Genomic DNA, 16796 nt, shown 5'->3' on the forward strand with positions numbered 1-16796 from the left:
AGTCAGGATGGATTTCGAACTGACTGACCCAAATATAGCAAAATTTTGGGTTATGGTTCTTTCCCGAGAACTGCTCTGGCTAGCTGGTCGGCGCAAGAAGTGGGCTTGTTGTTGCAGGTGTTGCCCAGGAGTTTTGCGGCAATGTCTTCGGCGGTCATGCCTTCGCAGAGCTTGGCGATGGCTTTCAGGTTGCCGTTGCAACCACCGATAAAACGAATGTTGCGGATCTTGTCACCGTCGCGGGTGAACTGGATGGTGGTGGCGCATGTGCCTTTGGTCTTGAAAGTTTCTTCCATGGGTGATAATGTAGTATATTTGTGGATAGTTCAAGGAGTTGATTATGCGCTTTTTTGTACCCACGGATATTTACATTGAAAACGATTGCGTCAAGAATCATGCGAAGAACTTGCTTGCCGTCGGAAAGTGTGCGCTAGTTATGACGGGTCGTCATTCCGCTGCGGCGAATGGCTCCTTGAAAGATGTGACGGCCGTGCTGGCTGCGGGGAAAGTCTCGTTCCTGGTTTTCAATGAAGTCGAAGAAAATCCGTCAACGGATACGCTGCGCAAGGCCGCTTCTATCGCTAGGAAATTTAAAGTTGATTTCGTGATTGGCATTGGGGGAGGCTCCGCTATCGATGCCGCGAAAGCCGTGGCGTTGCTCCTTTCGAACCCGGATGTAGATGCCGACGACCTTCACAAGGTGCCGGGCCATCCGCTGGAACATTTGCCCGTCGTTGCAGTCCCGACTACATGCGGTACGGGTTCCGAGGCCACTCTGGTTGCCATTATCACGAACCATAAGATAAATCTCAAGAAGAGTATCCCGCATGTGATTTTCCCGACGCTTGCGCTTGTGGACGGAAAGTACCTCGCTTCTGCGAAAAAGCAGTTGATTGTGAATACCGCGGTCGATGCGCTTGCTCACATGGTCGAAAGCATTCTCAATGTCAAATCGAACGCGTTTAACCGCATGTTCCCGGAATACGGCCTAAAGCTCTGGGGTGAATGCAAAGATGCGCTCCTTGCAGATAGCGATGTGGAAGCAAGTCTTTATGAAAAACTCATGCTCACGTCAACTATCGCTGGCATGTCTATCGCGCATACAAGTACCACGTTGCCGCATGGCATGAGCTACGATCTCACGCTCCATGCAAATGTGCCGCACGGGCCCGCCGTTGGCTACTTCCTTGCGGCATATACCGAAGTGTGTGCCAAATTCGTTCCCCAAGATGTCGATAAAATCCTCGAGCTTTTGGGCCTCAAGACTCTGGATGAATTTACGGCGATGATTCAGAAACTCATCGGAACCTACACCGTCACGCGCGAAATGCGCGACAATTTTGCCGCCGCCATGAAGGTAAACCGCTCCAAGCTCGATCTTGCTCCGGGCCCGATTACCGCTGAAGACGTTGATTACATTTACGAAAAGTCACTGATTGTTGGGTAGTAGGGTATTTTAAAATGAATAAAAACGCAGGCTCGAATGAGTCTGCGTTTTAAGTTTTAAAGGGGCGCGGCATTTACTGCCGCACAACTATTTATTTCTTCACGTGGCGGTGATATTCCTGGAGACTGCAAACTTCGAATCTTCCGAAGTCGTGCTTGTCCATGAGGCCTTCCACGGTAGAGGTGAGGGCGGCGATGGTCGTGGTGATAGGAATGCCGGACACCACAGCCTTAGAGCGCATCTGGATTTCGTCCACCATGGCTTCTGCACCGGTTTCGGTGGTGTTCACGATCCACTGGACTTCCTTATCGTGGATGAGGTCCAAGAGGTTCGGGCGGCCACGGGAGATGCGGAATACGGCGCGGGTCTTGATGCCTTCGTTGTAGAGAAGGGTCGAGGTTCCGCGGGTGGCGTAAATCTGGTAGCCCATGTCCACGAGGCGCTTGATGAGCGGTACGGCCTTCTGCTTGTCTTCGTCCTTGAGGGAGACGAAGATGTTGCCTTCGCTCGGGACCTTGTTGCCGGAAGCCAGCTGGCTCTTGAGGTAGGCGAGGCCGCGGTCGCGATCAACGCTCATGACTTCGCCGGTAGACTTCATTTCTGGAGAAAGCGTGATGTCCACGCCCGGGAACTTGACGAAGGGGAAGACGGCTTCCTTGACGCTCACGTAAGGCACGTGGACTTCTTCGGTGAAGCCAATCTGTTCCAGGGTTTCGCCGAGCATGCAGCGGCTAGCGTAGCTGGCCAGCGGAACGCCGATAGACTTGGAAACGAACGGCACCGTACGGGAAGCGCGCGGGTTCACTTCGATCATGTAGAGTTCGCCATCCTTGACGGCGAGCTGCATGTTCATGAGGCCGCAAACGTGGAGTTCCTTCGCGAATTCCTTGGCGTACTGGCGAACCTTTTCCTGGATTTCCTTGGAGAGGGTCATGGGCGGAATCACGCTTGCAGAGTCACCGGAGTGAATGCCTGCGGGTTCCACGTGTTCCATGATGGCACCGATGACGGTGTGCTTGCCATCGCTGATGCAGTCCACGTCGAGTTCGGTTGCGTCTTCGAGGAAGCGGTCGATAAGAATCGGCTTGCCTTCGCCAATGGCGGCGGCTTCTTCCACGAACTTGCGGAGGTACTTTTCCTTATAGACAATCACCATGCCGCGGCCACCGAGAACGAAGCTCGGGCGCACGAGAACGGGGTAGCCGATCTTTTCGACGATGGCGAGGGCTTCGTCCACGTTGTGGGCGATGCCGCTTTCGGCCTGCTTGATGCCGATCTTGGTGACGAGCTGCTTGAAGAAGTCGCGGTCTTCGGCCAGGTCGATGTCTTCGGGGCTTGTGCCGACGACGTTTGCACCGGCCTTCTTGAGGCGCATGGCGAGGTTCAGCGGGGTCTGGCCACCGAATTGCACGATGACGCCGGCGCAGTGTTCGCGTTCGTAAATGCCCATCACGTCTTCGAGCGTGAGCGGTTCGAAGTAGAGCTTGTCGGAGGTGTCGTAGTCGGTAGAAACCGTTTCGGGGTTAGAGTTCACCATGATGACTTCGTAGCCTTCGCGACGCAGCGTAAATGCGGCGTGGCAGCAGCAGTAGTCAAATTCGATACCCTGACCGATTCTGTTCGGGCCACCGCCCAGCACCATGATGCGCTTCTTGCCGCGGTTGCCCACGATGGTGCGAACCGGTTCGGAATGGTCGGCGTAGCAGCTGTAATAGTAAGGCGTAATGGCTTCGAATTCACCGGCGCAGGTGTCTACGGAGTAGTAGCTCGGGACAAGGCCTATGGACTTACGTACGGCCATGACTTCTTCCGGAGTCTTGTGGAAGATGTAGCCAATCTGGATATCGCTGAAGCCGAATTCCTTGGCCTGGCGGAACAGGGCCTTGTTCTTGGAGAGGCCTTCCAGGGACTTGGCGGCCTTGATTTCGTCTTCAAAGTAGGCCAGTTCTTCCAAGTGACGGAGGAAATAGCGGTCAATCTTGGTGACTTCGTAGAGCTTTTCGATGCTCCAGCCGCGACGGAAGGCTTCGTACACCACAAAGATGCGTTCTGCGCTCGGACGGGCGACTTCCTTGGCGAGGGTTTCTTCGTCGTATTCCTTGAACTTTTCGCACTTGGCGCAGGCTCCGAATCCGCCGAATCCCGTTTCGAGGGAGCGGAGGGCCTTCTGCATGGCCTGCTTGAAGTTCGTACCGATAGCCATGGCTTCGCCCACGGACTTCATCTGGGTGCCCAGCGTAGAATCGGCCTTCGGGAATTTTTCGAAGGTGAAGCGCGGAACCTTGACCACCACGTAGTCAAGCGCCGGTTCAAAGCAGCTCGGGGTCGTCTGCGTAATGTCGTTGCGGAGTTCGTCGAGGGTGTAACCCACGGCGAGCAAGGCTGCAATCTTTGCGATGGGGAAGCCCGTTGCCTTAGAAGCCAAGGCAGAAGAACGGCTCACGCGGGGGTTCATTTCGATAATGATGCGGCGACCGGTCTTGGGTTCGATAGCCCACTGAACGTTGGATCCACCGGTTTCCACGCCGATGGCTTCCATGACCTTCAGGGAGTCGTCACGCATGGCCTGGTAAGCGCGGTCATCGAGGCTCTGGATCGGAGCAACCGTGATGGAGTCGCCGGTGTGCACGCCCATGGGGTCCAGGTTTTCGATAGAGCAGACGATAACGGCGTTGCCCTTCTTGTCGCGCATGACTTCCATTTCGAATTCTTTCCAGCCCAGGAGAGATTCTTCGATAAGGACTTCGTTGTTCAGCGAGGCGTCAAGGCCGCGGTTGACGATGGTTTCAAATTCTTCGGGGTTGTGTGCGATACCGCCACCGGTACCACCAAGGGTAAAGCCCGGGCGGATGATGAGCGGCCAGCTGCCGATGGTGTTGGCAATGGCGAGAGCTTCGCTCATGGAGTGTGCGGAACCGGAACGGGGAAGGTCCAGCCCGATCTTGAGCATGGCTTCCTTGAACAGGTGGCGGTCTTCGGCGCGCTGGATGGATTCGGCCTTAGCACCGATGAGTTCCACCTGGTAGCGGTCGAGAATGCCGCGCTCGTTGAGTTCCATGGCCAGGTTCAAAGCCGTCTGGCCACCGAGTGTGGGGAGCAAGGCATCCGGGCGTTCGCGACGGATGATTTCGTGCAAAATGTCGACGCTGAGGGGTTCGATGTAAGTGCGGTCGGCCATTTCGGGGTCGGTCATGATGGTGGCCGGGTTGGAGTTCACCAGCACCACTTCGTAACCTTCGCGACGGAGCACCTTACAGGCCTGCACGCCGGAGTAGTCGAATTCGCAGCCCTGGCCAATCACGATCGGGCCAGAACCGATGAGCATAATCTTCTTGATGTCTGTACGCTTAGGCATTCTTCTTGCCTCCATTAGTCAACTTTTTCGATGCGTTCTTCTGTGCGAGTGCGGCTTTTACAAGGCCGCTGAACAGCGGGTGGGGTGCCGTGGGTCTGCTCTTAAATTCCGGGTGGAACTGGCAGGCTTCGAAATAGGGGTGGTTCTTGATTTCCACCATTTCCACCAGCTTTCCGTCGGGCGATGTACCGGCAATCTTGAGGCCGGCCTTTTCCAGTTCCTTGCGGAATTCGCTGTTGTAGTTGAATTCGTAGCGGTGACGATGGCGTTCGCTGATCTTTTCGCTCTTGTAGAGCTTGGCCGCGTTGGAATCCTTCGTGAGCTTGCAGGGGTATGCGCCAAGACGCATGGTGCCGCCCTTTTCGGTGACGTTCTTCTGTTCGTCCATCAGGTCGATAACCGGGTGGGTTGTCTTTTCGTCAAATTCCGTGGAGTTGGCATCCTTCCAGCCCAGCACGTTGCGGGCAAATTCAATCACGCAGCACTGCATGCCGAGGCAAATGCCCAGCAGCGGAACCTTGTGTTCGCGGGCGTAGCGGATGGCGACGCACTTACCGTTCACGCCGCGGCTACCGAAGCCGCCCGGAATCAGAATGCCGTCGGCTTTCTTGATCAGGTTCGGATTCTTTTCGAGGTCTTCGGCTTCAATGCATTCCACCTTAACCTTGGCGTTGTGTTCCATGCCGGCATGCTGCAAGGCTTCGTGCACGGACTTGTAGGCGTCGCGGATGGCGATGTACTTGCCGACGAGCGCGATGGTGCATTCGTACTTGGGCTGTGTGGCCTTGCGTACGAGCTTGTCCCATTCGGAGTGGATAATCGGGTGAACGCTCAAGTGAAGCTGTTCAAGCACGCGGAGGTCGAGTTCCTGCTTGGAAAGTTCACGCGGAACGGCGTAGACGGAATCCGTCACGTCCTTTTCTTCGATGACGCATTCGGGCTTCACGTTGCAGAAGAGGGCCAGCTTATCCAGGTGATCTTGCGGGATTGTCATTTCGGTGCGGCACACCAGAATGTCCGGGAAGATACCGATGTTGCGAAGTTCTGCCACAGAGTGCTGCGAGGGCTTGGTCTTGAGTTCGCCGGCGGCCTTCAGGTAAGGCACCAGAACCAGGTGTACAAAGCAGGTGTTTTCCACGCCGACTTCAAAGCGGAACTGTCTTGCGGCTTCCAGGAAGGGGAGGGATTCAATGTCGCCTGCCACACCGCCAATTTCGCAGAGCACGATGTCTGCGCCGCTTTCGGCTGCAGAACGGAAGGCGTCCTTGATTTCGTTGGTGATGTGCGGAATGACCTGCACGGTACCGCCCAGGTACTTGCCTGCGCGTTCCTTGGAAAGCACGGAAGAGTAGATACGGCCAGAAGTATAGCTGGAGGCCTTGGAGCACTGCACGCCAGCGAAGCGTTCGTAGTGGCCAAGGTCAAGGTCGGTTTCGTAGCCGTCGTCGGTCACGAAGACTTCGCCGTGCTGGTAGGGGCTCATGGTGCCCGGATCCACGTTCAGATACGGGTCGAGCTTCTGCATGAACACCTTGTAACCGCGGCTCTTCAACAAAAGAGCGAGGGATGCGGAGGTGATACCCTTACCGAGGGAGCTTACCACGCCGCCAGTAATGAAGATGTACTTGGTCTGTTTTTTTGCGGCAGCCTTCGTCATTGTTTAGCTCCCTTGAAGTCGAGAATCATTTGTCTGAATTCACCGAACAGGTAGTAGGAATCGTTGGGGCCCGGTGCAGATTCCGGGTGGTACTGCACGCTGAATGCCGGAAGTTTCTTGTGGCGAATGCCTTCCACCGTGTTGTCGTTCAGGTTGATGTGGGATACTTCCACATCGGCGGGGAGGCTGGCTTCGTCGATGGCGTAGTTGTGGTTCTGGCTGGTGATTTCCACGGCGCCGGTCTTCAGGTTCTTCACCGGGTGGTTGCATCCGTGGTGGCCGAACTTGAGCTTGGAAACCTTTGCGCCGAGGGCGAGGCCCAGCAGCTGGTTACCGAGGCAGATGCCCATCAGGGGAACCTGGCCCAAAAGCTGCTTTACGACTGCGGCTACCTGCGGCAGCGAGTTCGGGTCGGCAGGACCGTTGGAGAGGAACACGCCGTCGGGGTTCTTGGCCATAACCTGTTCGTAGGTGGCGGTAATGGGGAGCACAGTCACCTTCATGCCCTGTTCGGCGAGGTTGCGCAGAATGTTTGTCTTGATACCGAAGTCGAGAGCGACCACGTTCAGGTCGCCTTCGGTGCTGAATTCGTAACCGTTGGGGTCGCTGACCTTGCTGGCATAATCCTGACCGTCCAGGCCTTCCCATTCCTGGGCCTTTTTGACGGCTTCTTCTTCACTCATCTCGGTGCCGTCAACGTGGAGGTAGGCCTTCTGGGCACCGTGTTCACGCAGATGGAGCGTGAGGGCGCGGGTGTCAACGCCGGCAATACCCGGCTTGCCCTGGGCCAGCATGTAGTCGTGCAGGCTTTCTTCTTTAAGTTCCGGAGAAACCCAGTCCAAGGAGTTCACCACGATGCCGTTCAGGAACACCTGGCGAGATTCGTTCTTTTCGAGGTTGGCCGCATAAGCGCCCACTTCTGCCGTGGTAAAGACCACGAACTGGCCCGCATAGGACGGGTCGGTGATAATCTGCTTGTAACCTGCCATGCCGGTGTTAAAAACGGCTTCGCCGACGGTGTCGGTCTTGGCGCCAAAGGCGTATCCTCTAAAGACGGCGCCATCTGCCAGTGCCAGAAACGCCTTCTTTTCGCGTTTCGCTTTCCATTGGAACTTATCAGTCATACGATTCTCATTGCTTTAGTGTTAAAAACTCTATAAAAATAAAGGCAAAAGCCAGAAGCTTTTGCCAAACGATAAAGACGATTAAAAACGGAAATAAGAAAAATGTTGTGAAAATCGGAGAGAGTGGCTTGATTCCGTTGCGAGATTGCTGCAACGGCTGCGCTCATGTGTGCCTCAATGGTTTCCGATATTTTCATCGGACTCTTAATGTAGTAAAAAAGGGGGTAGACCACAAGGTTTTGGACGGATTTTACCAAACATTTTTTCATAGCTTTTCATAATATGTAAACCCAAATTCCTTAAAACGAGAAAATGTAAAACTAGGGCGGTTTTGTGGTAAAAAATCGGTGACTTTTGTTAACTCTATGGTGTAAGAATGTATCTTTATAATGGAGGGTAAAGAATGATCAAGAGTGCAAAACTACTTTGGGCCTTAATTCCGGCATTCATATATATAGGCTGTGGAGAGGATTCCTCCTCGACTGCGGCTGAAGAAGTTTCCCAGGTAAGTTCTAGCGACGAAATGACGGATGAGTCGTCGAGTTCGCTAAAGCCAAAGTCTTCCAGCTCGGTAGTGCTGTCCGATTCTACCGTGCTATCCGGCGCAAACATATCTTCAAATGCCGGTGATTCTGCCATCAACTCTAGTGCAACTTCAAACGAGACCTCTAGCGCGAGCGAATCGGCCGATTCCAGTGAATCGTCTGGTTCCAAGCTGTCCTCGAGTTCTGCGGGTGCGTCTGGCTCGGGCGACTTGTTCTCCGGTCTCGGTGCTGCCGGCGGATTTTCGCCATACTGGCATTACGATTCTACAAAGTTTAAACCGCTAGACCCTTCCAAGGCAGAAGGATGTTTTCAGGTTTACCAAGATTCTTTGGTAGGGAAATATTTTTCGGATTACGAAGAACCTTCTTGTGTTGTCAAGCAAACTATTTATGGGCTGGTCAAGAATCTGGTGAATCAGGGGGTGGCCTTGGAAGATGCAAAGGCGACGGCCATGCAAAAGCTGTATGACTTCCTATACATCGATTCTGCTCCAGTGAACGATAGCTTATATGAGAAGGCTGTTGGTTATGCCATAAGCACCTTGTTCCCGGTGGAAAATGGCGATACTACGATGAGGGTGAATTTCATTAATGACCTCGCTAACGGCAAAGAATTCAGTAAATCGGATCGGTGCGGGTTGGTTGTGAATTCTCCAATGATGATTAGAGTGCCTTGGGGTCAGTCCATCAGCAGTATTAGTAACATGACTTCGGCAATCGTCGAAAATATGTGGCAGTTCTGTGGTGGCCTGACGGATTGTGGCATATCAAATAGAGGTGAGTTTAGAAAATACGATTGCGGTGTAGATTTCCCCAATTGTGGCTACAAGAACAGGGAATTTATATGCAAGGGATCGGGTTGGGTTGTCCCGACGGCACAGGATTATGAAACCAAGGACCATGAATGCAAGGTAAACAATACACGTATACCGAGTGATTCAACGCCGGGGATGGAATATATCTGTTACGAAGGAACGTGGCTTAAGTCCAATGAAAATCTGCTCGGTAAATTGCCGAAGGAATATTTCTTTAACGACAAAATTGAATATGGTACTATGAAAGACCCTAGAGATGATAAGGTCTACAGAACAATTGTGTACGATGGTCAAACATGGATGGCCGAAAATATCGATTATTATACCGAAAGTGATCCGACCATCAAGAATTACAGCAAGTGCTCGCAAAAAATCAAGTGCGATTACGGCCGTTTTTATAATGCGGAGGCCTCGCTGAAGGCGTGCCCCGAAGGCTGGCGCTTGCCCAAGAAAGAAGAATTGCAAAAATGGATAGACATTGAATATCTAGAACGTCAAAAGTTCTTGCCGAAGCTCTTTTCTAAGCTGTCAGGGGTACGTAAGGCTTCCGATGATTTCGGCTTGTCCTTCTTGGCCATGATTACGGTTGACCCCTACGGATGGGACGATACTTCGGGATATGGGATTTTCTGGGTAGAAGGCAAATCTTATATACGTATTACAGATAGCATCATCTATTTTGATGACTTTATAGACCCTCGCGAAGATGGCCAGTATTATCCTGTTCGCTGTATACAGGAATAAGTCTGTTCAGTTTGTCTGCTGACTATTTGGAGTAGTAATTTTAGGGCTTGACTGCTAGTTTTGCGCCTGTATAAAACAGGAGTAAACGATGAGTCTGCCTAAGATTAATATCGAAAAAATAAATGCCAAATTTGAGGCATATGGGGCGTTTTTGCTCAGGCACAGAGTGAAGACGCTTTTGGTGTTTGTGCTGCTGCTCGCGGTTTCGGTCGTGGGCACGAAATTTATTTACGTAGAAAGTTCCTGGGACAGCTACTTTATCGAGGGCGATCCGATGCTTGTCGAAACGGACAAGTTCAAGGAAACTTTCGGTAACGACTACTTCGTGGGCGTGCTGGTCGAAAGCGACCATTCCATCTTGACGCCGGACAACCTGAAGCTTTTGCGCGAGCTTTCGAACGAACTGCGCGACAGCCTTTCGTATTCTGACGGCAAGGCGACTTCGATTGTCGATTTGGAATACATGCTCGGCACCGAAGAGGGCATGGAAATCACGCAGATTGTTCCCGAAGAAATTCCGACGGACGAAGCTGGCGTTGCCGAAATCGAGAAGCGCCTGGCCGATAAGCCGGAACTTGCAAAGAAGCTGATTTCAACGGACCGCAAGCAGGCCTTCATCAACATCAAACTGCGTCCCTTCCCCGAAGATTCCGTGTGGAAGGCTGAAGGCGAAGCGAAGGGTGAAAAGGCGGAAGCCCCCGACATGAAAACGGGTCGTGAAACTGCTGCAATCATCGCGAAGGAAAAGTACGCACCGCTGAATCCGCGTGCGACAGGCATGCCTTACTTGAGCTTCGAGAAAATGACTTACATCGGTCAGGAAATGGGCCGCATTTTCATCATGACGATTCTCTGTGCCATCATCGTGATGTTCTTGGTGACGCGTTCGCTGCGCGGAATTGTCTCACCGTTGATTACGACATTCGCAGGCGTCATCATGACTTTCGGCCTGGTGGGTTATCTTGGCCTTTACATGGACGTAACCAACATCATGGTGCCCGTGATTTTGGCTTTCGCAGTCTCGATTGCATACAACATTCACATCAATTCGTTCTTCCGCAAGAACATGATGCTTACGGGTAAGCGCAAGGAATCGGTGCTTTACGCCATGCGTGAAACGGGCTGGTCGGTGCTATTCTCTGGTCTTACTACCATCGTGGCGTTGCTTTCGTTCTTGTCCGTGATGCTTAAGCCGATTCGTTCCGTGGGCATTCTCTCGTCGATTGCGATTGCGTTTATCCTTCTCGTAGCATTGACGGTTTCACCGATTCTCTTGAGCTTCGGTAAAGACAAGAAGCCGAACGCCAAGGTGCTTGAACGCGGCGACACGCGCATGGGAATCATTCTCGATTCTATCGGCAAGTTCGTACTCGGACACGGCAAGCCGATTGCCGTCGTATTCGCCATCATTACGGCAATTTCGATTTACGGTGTCACCAAGATGGAGCCCGCTTTTGACGTGGAACGCACCATGGGTCGCAAGGTTGAATACGTGGACAAGATGCTCTATGTGGCCGAATCGGAAATCGGTAGCTTCTATTCGTACGACTTGGTGATTGACTTTGGCGAAAACGACAAGGCGAAGGAAGTCGAAAACCTGAAGAAACTGGAACAGTTGCAGGATCACGCTCAAAAGTATCCGATGACAAAGCGTTCCTCCTCCATTCTCGACATCGTCAAGGATTTGGACCGCACGCTGAACGAGAACCGCCAGGAAATGTACACCGTTCCCGAAACAGAAGAACAGGTAGCACAGATGCTCTTGCTCTACGAAAATGCGGGCGGTAGCGAAGCGACCTACTGGATGGATTATGACTACAAGAAGCTCCGTCTGATGGTGGAAATTTCGAGCTACAACTCCAACGAACTGCAGAAGGAAATCGAGGACTTGCAGAAATTTGCTCGCGAGCTCTACCCGAATGCAAAGGTGACCGCTGTGGGTAACTTACCGCAGTTCACCGCCATGCAGCAGTACCTGGAAGTGGGCCAGATGACGTCCTTCCTGATTTCTGTGGTGATTGTTGCGGTACTGTTGATGATTGTCTTCGGTAGCATCCGTACGGGTCTTATCGGCATGATTCCGAACATCGCTCCGGGTATTTTTGTGGGTGGTTACCTCGGTCTCTGCAACATTCCGCTTGACATGATGACCGCGACACTTATCCCGATGATTATCGGCCTCTCGGTGGACGATACGATTCACTTCATCAACCACGGGCATGTGGAATTTGACCGCAACAAGGATTACCGCGAGTCCATTCTCTGCGTATTCCGCACGGCAGGCCCTGCACTCGTGATGACGACCCTCATCATGGTGGCAACCTTCGCTGGCTTTACCACCTCGAAGGCAACACAGATGTTCAACTTCGGTTTCGTGGTGTTTATCGGCCTTGTCTCGGCATTGCTCGCCGACCTGTTCGTGACACCGCTTCTGATCAAGAAATTCAAGATCTTCGGAAAAGAGTAGCCAAATCTAAATTGATTGAGTGAAATAGCAAAAAGCATCGGTAATTTTACCGATGCTTCTTTGTTTTGAGGTGATTTGGATAACTTTCTAGAACAGATGATTAGGCCTGCAGCAAGGTCTTGCCGAGTTCTTCGCAGGCGGTTTTGCCTGTTGCGTCGGGGGCGTTTTCGATGGCAAGCGGTTCTGCCACAAGCACAAGGCCTGCGGCTTCTGCATCGGCCTTCCACGGATTCATCCATTCGCCGCCACCCCAGCCGTAAGAGCCGAAAAGGGCGACTTTCTTGCCGGAAAGGCTGGGCTTAACGGCTTCGTAGAAGGGCTGGAATTCAGAATCTTCCAGTTCTTCGGCGCCCATGGCGGGGCATCCGAGAGCGTAGCGGCCGTATTCGGCCAGTTGATTCTGCGAAAAGTCAGAAACGCTGAATACATCGGCCTGTCCGCCGGCTGCCTTGACGCCATCGGCGATGTACTTGGCCATCATTTCGGTGTTTCCTGTTCCGCTCCAGTAAATGACTGCAACTTTATCCATTGTGTTTCTCCTGTTTTTTAGTTGTAATATTTATCCTACGGCGAGCATGGGTAGCGAGTAGCCGCGTTCAAAAAGTGAGCTCATGACCGTAAAACATTTCCGGAAACATTTGAAGAGTTTCTCCGATTCGGCAACGTTGCCGTAAACCTTCCAGTAGCCCGTACTTTTGCTATTCTTGCCTGCATTCACGATGAATCCTTTGACATCTTCTAGCGGGTAGCCCAGAAAAAGTCCGATTTCATGGGGGAAGCAATGGCATTTGCTGATACGGTGGGTGAGGTTTGCGATCAAGGCTTCTTCTTCGAAATGCTCGTATTCGTATTGCTTCAGAAAGTGGCGATTTTCTGCCGATTCAACCAATTGCTTTAAGAGGTTGCGTCGGTAAACGTACACGAAACTGCGCCCGCAGCGTTCGGCGACAACTCGCACGAATATGCCTGACGGATTCAAGTCGCGATTCCAGCGGGCGAGTATGGCGCACATGGGTTCGCGATTGTCCATGTCTTTTTCGAGACAGAAGAGGCTTCCGACTTTGCGGGCGGCAAGAGTCGGAGCGCATTGGCGTACAAGCCTGTAATCCATCAAACGTTCTGCGGTCACGGTTTATTTCCTATTCGACTTCCTGTAATTTCAACATGTGGCTGAAAAGTCCGCCCTTCGCCTTGAGTTCGGCGGGGGAGCCTGTTTCTACAACCTGGCCATTTTGCAGAACCACAACCTTGTCGGCGTTGGCGATGGTGCGCATGCGGTGGGCAATAATGATCACGGTCTTTCCCTTGACGAGCTGCGAAATGCCCTTCTGAATCTTCGATTCGTTTTCGACATCGAGGCTTGCGGTCGCTTCGTCCAGGAGTACGATGGGGGCATCTTTCAAGAGGGCGCGGGCGATAGAGATTCGCTGGCGTTCGCCACCCGAAAGCGTGTCTCCGTTTTCACCGATAACGGTGTCGTAACCTTGCGGCATTTTTTGTACGAATTCGTCACAGCCGGCGAGTTTTGCGACTCGCATGATTTCTTCGTCGGTGGCGTTGCGCTTGCCGATGCGGATGTTGTCCTTGATGCTGGTGTTGAACAGAACCACATCTTGGAAGACGATGGAGAAGTTTGTCAGAAGCGTTTCCGGATCAATCAGGCTGATGTCTTCGCCGCCGAGGGTTATCTTGCCGCTTTGAATGTCCCAGAAACGGGATGCCAGTTTGGCGGCGGTCGTTTTTCCGCTACCGCTCGGTCCCACGAGGGCGGTGATTTCGCCCTGTTTTGCCGTGAACGAAACCTTTTTCAGAACTTGCTTGTTTTCGTTGTAGTTAAAGTCGACATCCTTGAATTCGATGTCGAAATTCTGGGGGGCAAATACGGTTACCCCTTCTTGGAGCTTCATCTGGTCCATTTCGCGGAAGCGGCGCAGACGTACATTCACAAAAAATAGTTCGGCAAGGTTGTTGAACACCAGGAAAATCGGATTGTAGACGGTCGCGGCGCACACGATGAACACGAGGTAAGTGAATACATCAATTTCGCCCTTGGTCCAGAGTCGTGCACCCGTAATCAGCACTGTGGCTAGTCCCATCTTGAGGATGCCCTGCGCCGAATTCAGGAACATGCCAACCTTCACGTCGGAATCCAGCTGCGTTTTTTCATAATTGATGCAATCCTTGTCAAAATGCTCGAGATAGGCGGCTTCGCCCGAATAGGAACGAATTTCCTGTACGTTTTCAAGGCCTTCCTGGATGTCTTCTATGACGACACGACGCATGTTGTACGAATTAGTAAACCAGTGGTCCTGAATTTTCTTGGAAAGGGCAATCACCAGGGCTGCTGCGGGAACTACCCAGAAAAGCGCAATGGACATTTTCCAGTTGTAGTGGAACAGCATGATTCCGATAATAGTGACGCTTCCAATGGCAGCGAATAGTTCCGGCACGGCATGCGAGAAAATCATTTCGAGCGCATTGCAGTCGTCCATGATGGTCGATGTCAAGTCCGAAAGATCCTTCTTGCCAAAGAAAGAGAGCGGCAACTTGCGGAGCCTTTCTGCGATCGAGACACGGCGGCGCATACTTTCGTCGTAGACGCTATCGTAGGTAGCGGTATACGAGAATCCATAAATCACGAGGATCACTACGAATAACACGGCGGAAAATCCGATGTAGAACCAGATTCCGTGCGGAGTTTTGACTGCAAATTCGCCGACACCCATGTGTTCCATCAAGAAGAAAAACAGCAACATCATCGGGAACATGAGCGAAACAAAGTGTAGGAATGTCCACACAACGCCGCGGACGAACGTGTGAGAGCCTTCTTCCGAAAGAGCAAAAGTATTCTGAACCCACTTATACATTTTCGCCTCCTTCATTATCCTTGGAATTGTCGAGGGTCCATGTGACGGACTGCTGGTATTCGGCCCACATCTTGGCGTAAATGCCGTTCTTTTCAAGTAATTCCTTGTGTGTTCCGCGTTCGGCGATTTCGCCTTCTTCGACCACAATAATCTGATCGGCGTTCACCACGCTTGTAAGCCTGTGTGCAATCATTAGCACGGTCTTGCCTGCGGCTAGCTTGTGCAGGGCTTCCTGAATCAGTCGCTCGTTTTCGGGGTCGGCGAAAGCGGTTGCTTCGTCGAGAACCACGATGGGAGCGTTCTTCAAAATGGCACGTGCAAGCACCACGCGCTGCTGCTCGCCGCCAGACAGGTAGGTTCCCTTGCTTCCGATAACGGTGTTGATTCCGTTGGGTAATTTTTCGATGATTTCACGGCATTGAGCGAGGTCGAGCGCCTTGTTGACCTGCTCAAGAGTTGCATCGGGCATGCCGTAGCGCACGTTGTCCAGAATGCTCATCTTGAAAAGTCTCGTATTCTGGAATACGAACGAGACGTTCTTCATCAGTTCCTTCGGGTCAATCTTTTTTACGGAAATCCCGCCAATGGTGATTTCGCCGCTGTCGACATCGAAGAATCTGGGCAGAAGCTTTGCTATCGTGCTCTTGCCACCGCCCGATGGCCCGACAAGTGCAACTGTGTGGCCTGCCGGCACCGAGAGAGAAATGTCGCTCAGGACCTGCTTGTCGGTATCGGGGTAGGTGAAATTCACGTTTTGAAATTCCACGTCATATTTTCCCATGGGAATGGGATTTGCGCAAACTTCCAAATCCTTGGTACGAGCGATATCGTTGATGCGGTCAACTGCAAGGCCCGCTTGGTTCGTTGCGTTGCTCAGATACATGCTGCGCATTACGCACTGTGTGAACAGCGGTGTCACCAGCACATAAATCATCATGTTCACAATGGTGAGTTTTACGTCGTCACCATGTCCGATAATCAGAATTGCGACAGGCACAAGGAACAGTACGAATCCGTTTACGAGCGTGGTGTAAATGCAGTAGGGAACCTTCCAGCTGGCAGAATAAGCCATTATCATGTCGTGGTAAGTTTCTATGGTCTTGTAGAAACTCTTGAACGAATAAATGGTCTGCTGGAAAACCTTGACTACAGGGATGCCGCGTACATATTCGACGGCTTCGCTGTTCATTTCTTCCAGCGACTTCATGTAGCGTTCCATGAACTTAGTGCCCTTGCGGCCTAGGGTCCCCAAAATAAAGATGGCGTATCCAATGGGAACAAGTGCCGCAAGACCAAGTCGCCAATCAAAAACGAACATCATGACAATCGCCACAATCGGAATGAGAATGGTGCTTGAAATGTCGGGCATCTGGTGGGCGATGAATGTATGTGTAATTGCGGCGTTGTCGTCGATGATTTTGCGGAGTTTGCCCGTCGGGTTCTTGTCGAAGAATCCGAGCGGAGCCGACATCAACTTTTTCATGGCGAATCGGCGTAAATCGCCTTCAAGCCTGAATGCCACTAGGTGCGAACAGGCGAGGGCTGCAAAGTAAAGCAATACGCTTGCAACAGAGGCGAGAACTGCGCCAATGGAGTAATCGAAAATCTTGATGTCCGTCATGTCGCCACCCGTAAGGATTTCGCGGACAATCAGCCACATCAGTAAAAAAGGCACGAGCCCGGCGAGGGCGCTCAGTGCCGAAAGAAAAAGTGCCAGCGGGAACAGCGGTTTTCGTGATCCCATGTATGCGTAGAGTTTAGAGAAAGTTTTTTTC

11 protein-coding genes are annotated in these 16796 nt (G+C 52.2%); 3 read left to right on the plus strand and 8 right to left on the minus strand.

The features are described from left to right. Positions 1-50 precede the first annotated feature (50 nt). Entirely contained in the window at positions 51-296 is a 246-nt protein-coding gene (locus ACJMNB_RS11900; RefSeq protein ID WP_405342722.1) for a TIGR03905 family TSCPD domain-containing protein, read from the minus strand. Positions 297-340: 44 nt separating this feature from the next. Here ACJMNB_RS11900 and ACJMNB_RS11905 point away from each other — a divergent pair, with 44 nt between their 5' ends. Next, entirely contained in the window at positions 341-1447 is a 1107-nt protein-coding gene (locus ACJMNB_RS11905) for an iron-containing alcohol dehydrogenase family protein (RefSeq protein WP_405342724.1), read from the plus strand. A 91-nt stretch (positions 1448-1538) separates the two neighbouring features. Here the strand turns inward: ACJMNB_RS11905 and carB are convergent, their stop codons facing one another. Genes carB through carA form a run of 3 tightly spaced genes read right to left on the minus strand, consistent with a single transcriptional unit; the run spans position 1539 to position 7583 of the window. Next, the gene (carB, locus tag ACJMNB_RS11910; protein WP_405342726.1) at positions 1539-4802 is read right to left on the minus strand and encodes a carbamoyl-phosphate synthase large subunit; all 3264 of its coding nucleotides are present in this window, start codon (positions 4800-4802) and stop codon (positions 1539-1541) included. After that, entirely contained in the window at positions 4795-6459 is a 1665-nt protein-coding gene (locus tag ACJMNB_RS11915) for a CTP synthase (protein WP_405342728.1), read from the minus strand. The genes carB and ACJMNB_RS11915 overlap by 8 nt, the downstream gene beginning before the upstream one ends. Continuing rightward, positions 6456-7583 (minus strand): glutamine-hydrolyzing carbamoyl-phosphate synthase small subunit, encoded by a 1128-nt coding sequence (gene carA / locus ACJMNB_RS11920; RefSeq protein ID WP_405342730.1) that lies wholly within the window; start codon positions 7581-7583, stop codon positions 6456-6458. The genes ACJMNB_RS11915 and carA overlap by 4 nt, the downstream gene beginning before the upstream one ends. 403 nt (positions 7584-7986) lie before the next feature. Here carA and ACJMNB_RS11925 point away from each other — a divergent pair, with 403 nt between their 5' ends. Together ACJMNB_RS11925 and ACJMNB_RS11930 are read left to right on the plus strand one after the other, a co-directional pair. Beyond that, complete coding sequence (locus ACJMNB_RS11925) at positions 7987-9687, plus strand: FISUMP domain-containing protein (protein WP_405342732.1); 1701 nt, start codon at positions 7987-7989, stop codon at positions 9685-9687. Positions 9688-9775: 88 nt separating this feature from the next. Beyond that, the gene (locus ACJMNB_RS11930) at positions 9776-12154 is read left to right on the plus strand and encodes an RND family transporter (protein WP_405342734.1); all 2379 of its coding nucleotides are present in this window, start codon (positions 9776-9778) and stop codon (positions 12152-12154) included. A 100-nt stretch (positions 12155-12254) separates the two neighbouring features. Here ACJMNB_RS11930 and ACJMNB_RS11935 read toward each other — a convergent pair whose 3' ends face one another. The 4 genes from ACJMNB_RS11935 to ACJMNB_RS11950 are packed head-to-tail and all read right to left on the minus strand — an operon-like array spanning position 12255 to position 16765. Continuing rightward, on the minus strand, positions 12255-12683 hold the full coding sequence (locus tag ACJMNB_RS11935) for a flavodoxin (protein WP_405342736.1): 429 nt from the start codon (positions 12681-12683) through the stop codon (positions 12255-12257). A 30-nt stretch (positions 12684-12713) separates the two neighbouring features. Continuing rightward, positions 12714-13283, minus strand: a complete 570-nt coding sequence (locus ACJMNB_RS11940) for a DUF3793 family protein (protein ID WP_405342738.1) — start codon at positions 13281-13283, stop codon at positions 12714-12716. A 10-nt stretch (positions 13284-13293) separates the two neighbouring features. After that, on the minus strand, positions 13294-15021 hold the full coding sequence (locus tag ACJMNB_RS11945; RefSeq protein WP_405342740.1) for an ABC transporter ATP-binding protein: 1728 nt from the start codon (positions 15019-15021) through the stop codon (positions 13294-13296). After that, the gene (locus ACJMNB_RS11950) at positions 15014-16765 is read right to left on the minus strand and encodes an ABC transporter ATP-binding protein (RefSeq protein ID WP_405342746.1); all 1752 of its coding nucleotides are present in this window, start codon (positions 16763-16765) and stop codon (positions 15014-15016) included. The genes ACJMNB_RS11945 and ACJMNB_RS11950 overlap by 8 nt, the downstream gene beginning before the upstream one ends. Positions 16766-16796: the final 31 nt, after the last annotated feature.

This window comes from Fibrobacter sp., from assembly GCF_045131395.1.
Taxonomy (GTDB): domain Bacteria; phylum Fibrobacterota; class Fibrobacteria; order Fibrobacterales; family Fibrobacteraceae; genus Fibrobacter.

Excerpts from the sequence above, each read along its gene's own strand:
- ACJMNB_RS11900 (WP_405342722.1), bottom strand. The coding sequence starts at position 296 with ATGGAAGAAACTTTCAAGACCAAAGGCACATGCGCCACCACCATCCAG.
- ACJMNB_RS11905 (WP_405342724.1), top strand. The coding sequence starts at position 341 with ATGCGCTTTTTTGTACCCACGGATATTTACATTGAAAACGATTGCGTC.
- carB (WP_405342726.1), bottom strand. The coding sequence starts at position 4,802 with ATGCCTAAGCGTACAGACATCAAGAAGATTATGCTCATCGGTTCTGGC.
- ACJMNB_RS11915 (WP_405342728.1), bottom strand. The coding sequence starts at position 6,459 with ATGACGAAGGCTGCCGCAAAAAAACAGACCAAGTACATCTTCATTACT.
- carA (WP_405342730.1), bottom strand. The coding sequence starts at position 7,583 with ATGACTGATAAGTTCCAATGGAAAGCGAAACGCGAAAAGAAGGCGTTT.
- ACJMNB_RS11925 (WP_405342732.1), top strand. The coding sequence starts at position 7,987 with ATGATCAAGAGTGCAAAACTACTTTGGGCCTTAATTCCGGCATTCATA.
- ACJMNB_RS11930 (WP_405342734.1), top strand. The coding sequence starts at position 9,776 with ATGAGTCTGCCTAAGATTAATATCGAAAAAATAAATGCCAAATTTGAG.
- ACJMNB_RS11935 (WP_405342736.1), bottom strand. The coding sequence starts at position 12,683 with ATGGATAAAGTTGCAGTCATTTACTGGAGCGGAACAGGAAACACCGAA.
- ACJMNB_RS11945 (WP_405342740.1), bottom strand. The coding sequence starts at position 15,021 with ATGTATAAGTGGGTTCAGAATACTTTTGCTCTTTCGGAAGAAGGCTCT.
- ACJMNB_RS11950 (WP_405342746.1), bottom strand. The coding sequence starts at position 16,765 with ATGGGATCACGAAAACCGCTGTTCCCGCTGGCACTTTTTCTTTCGGCA.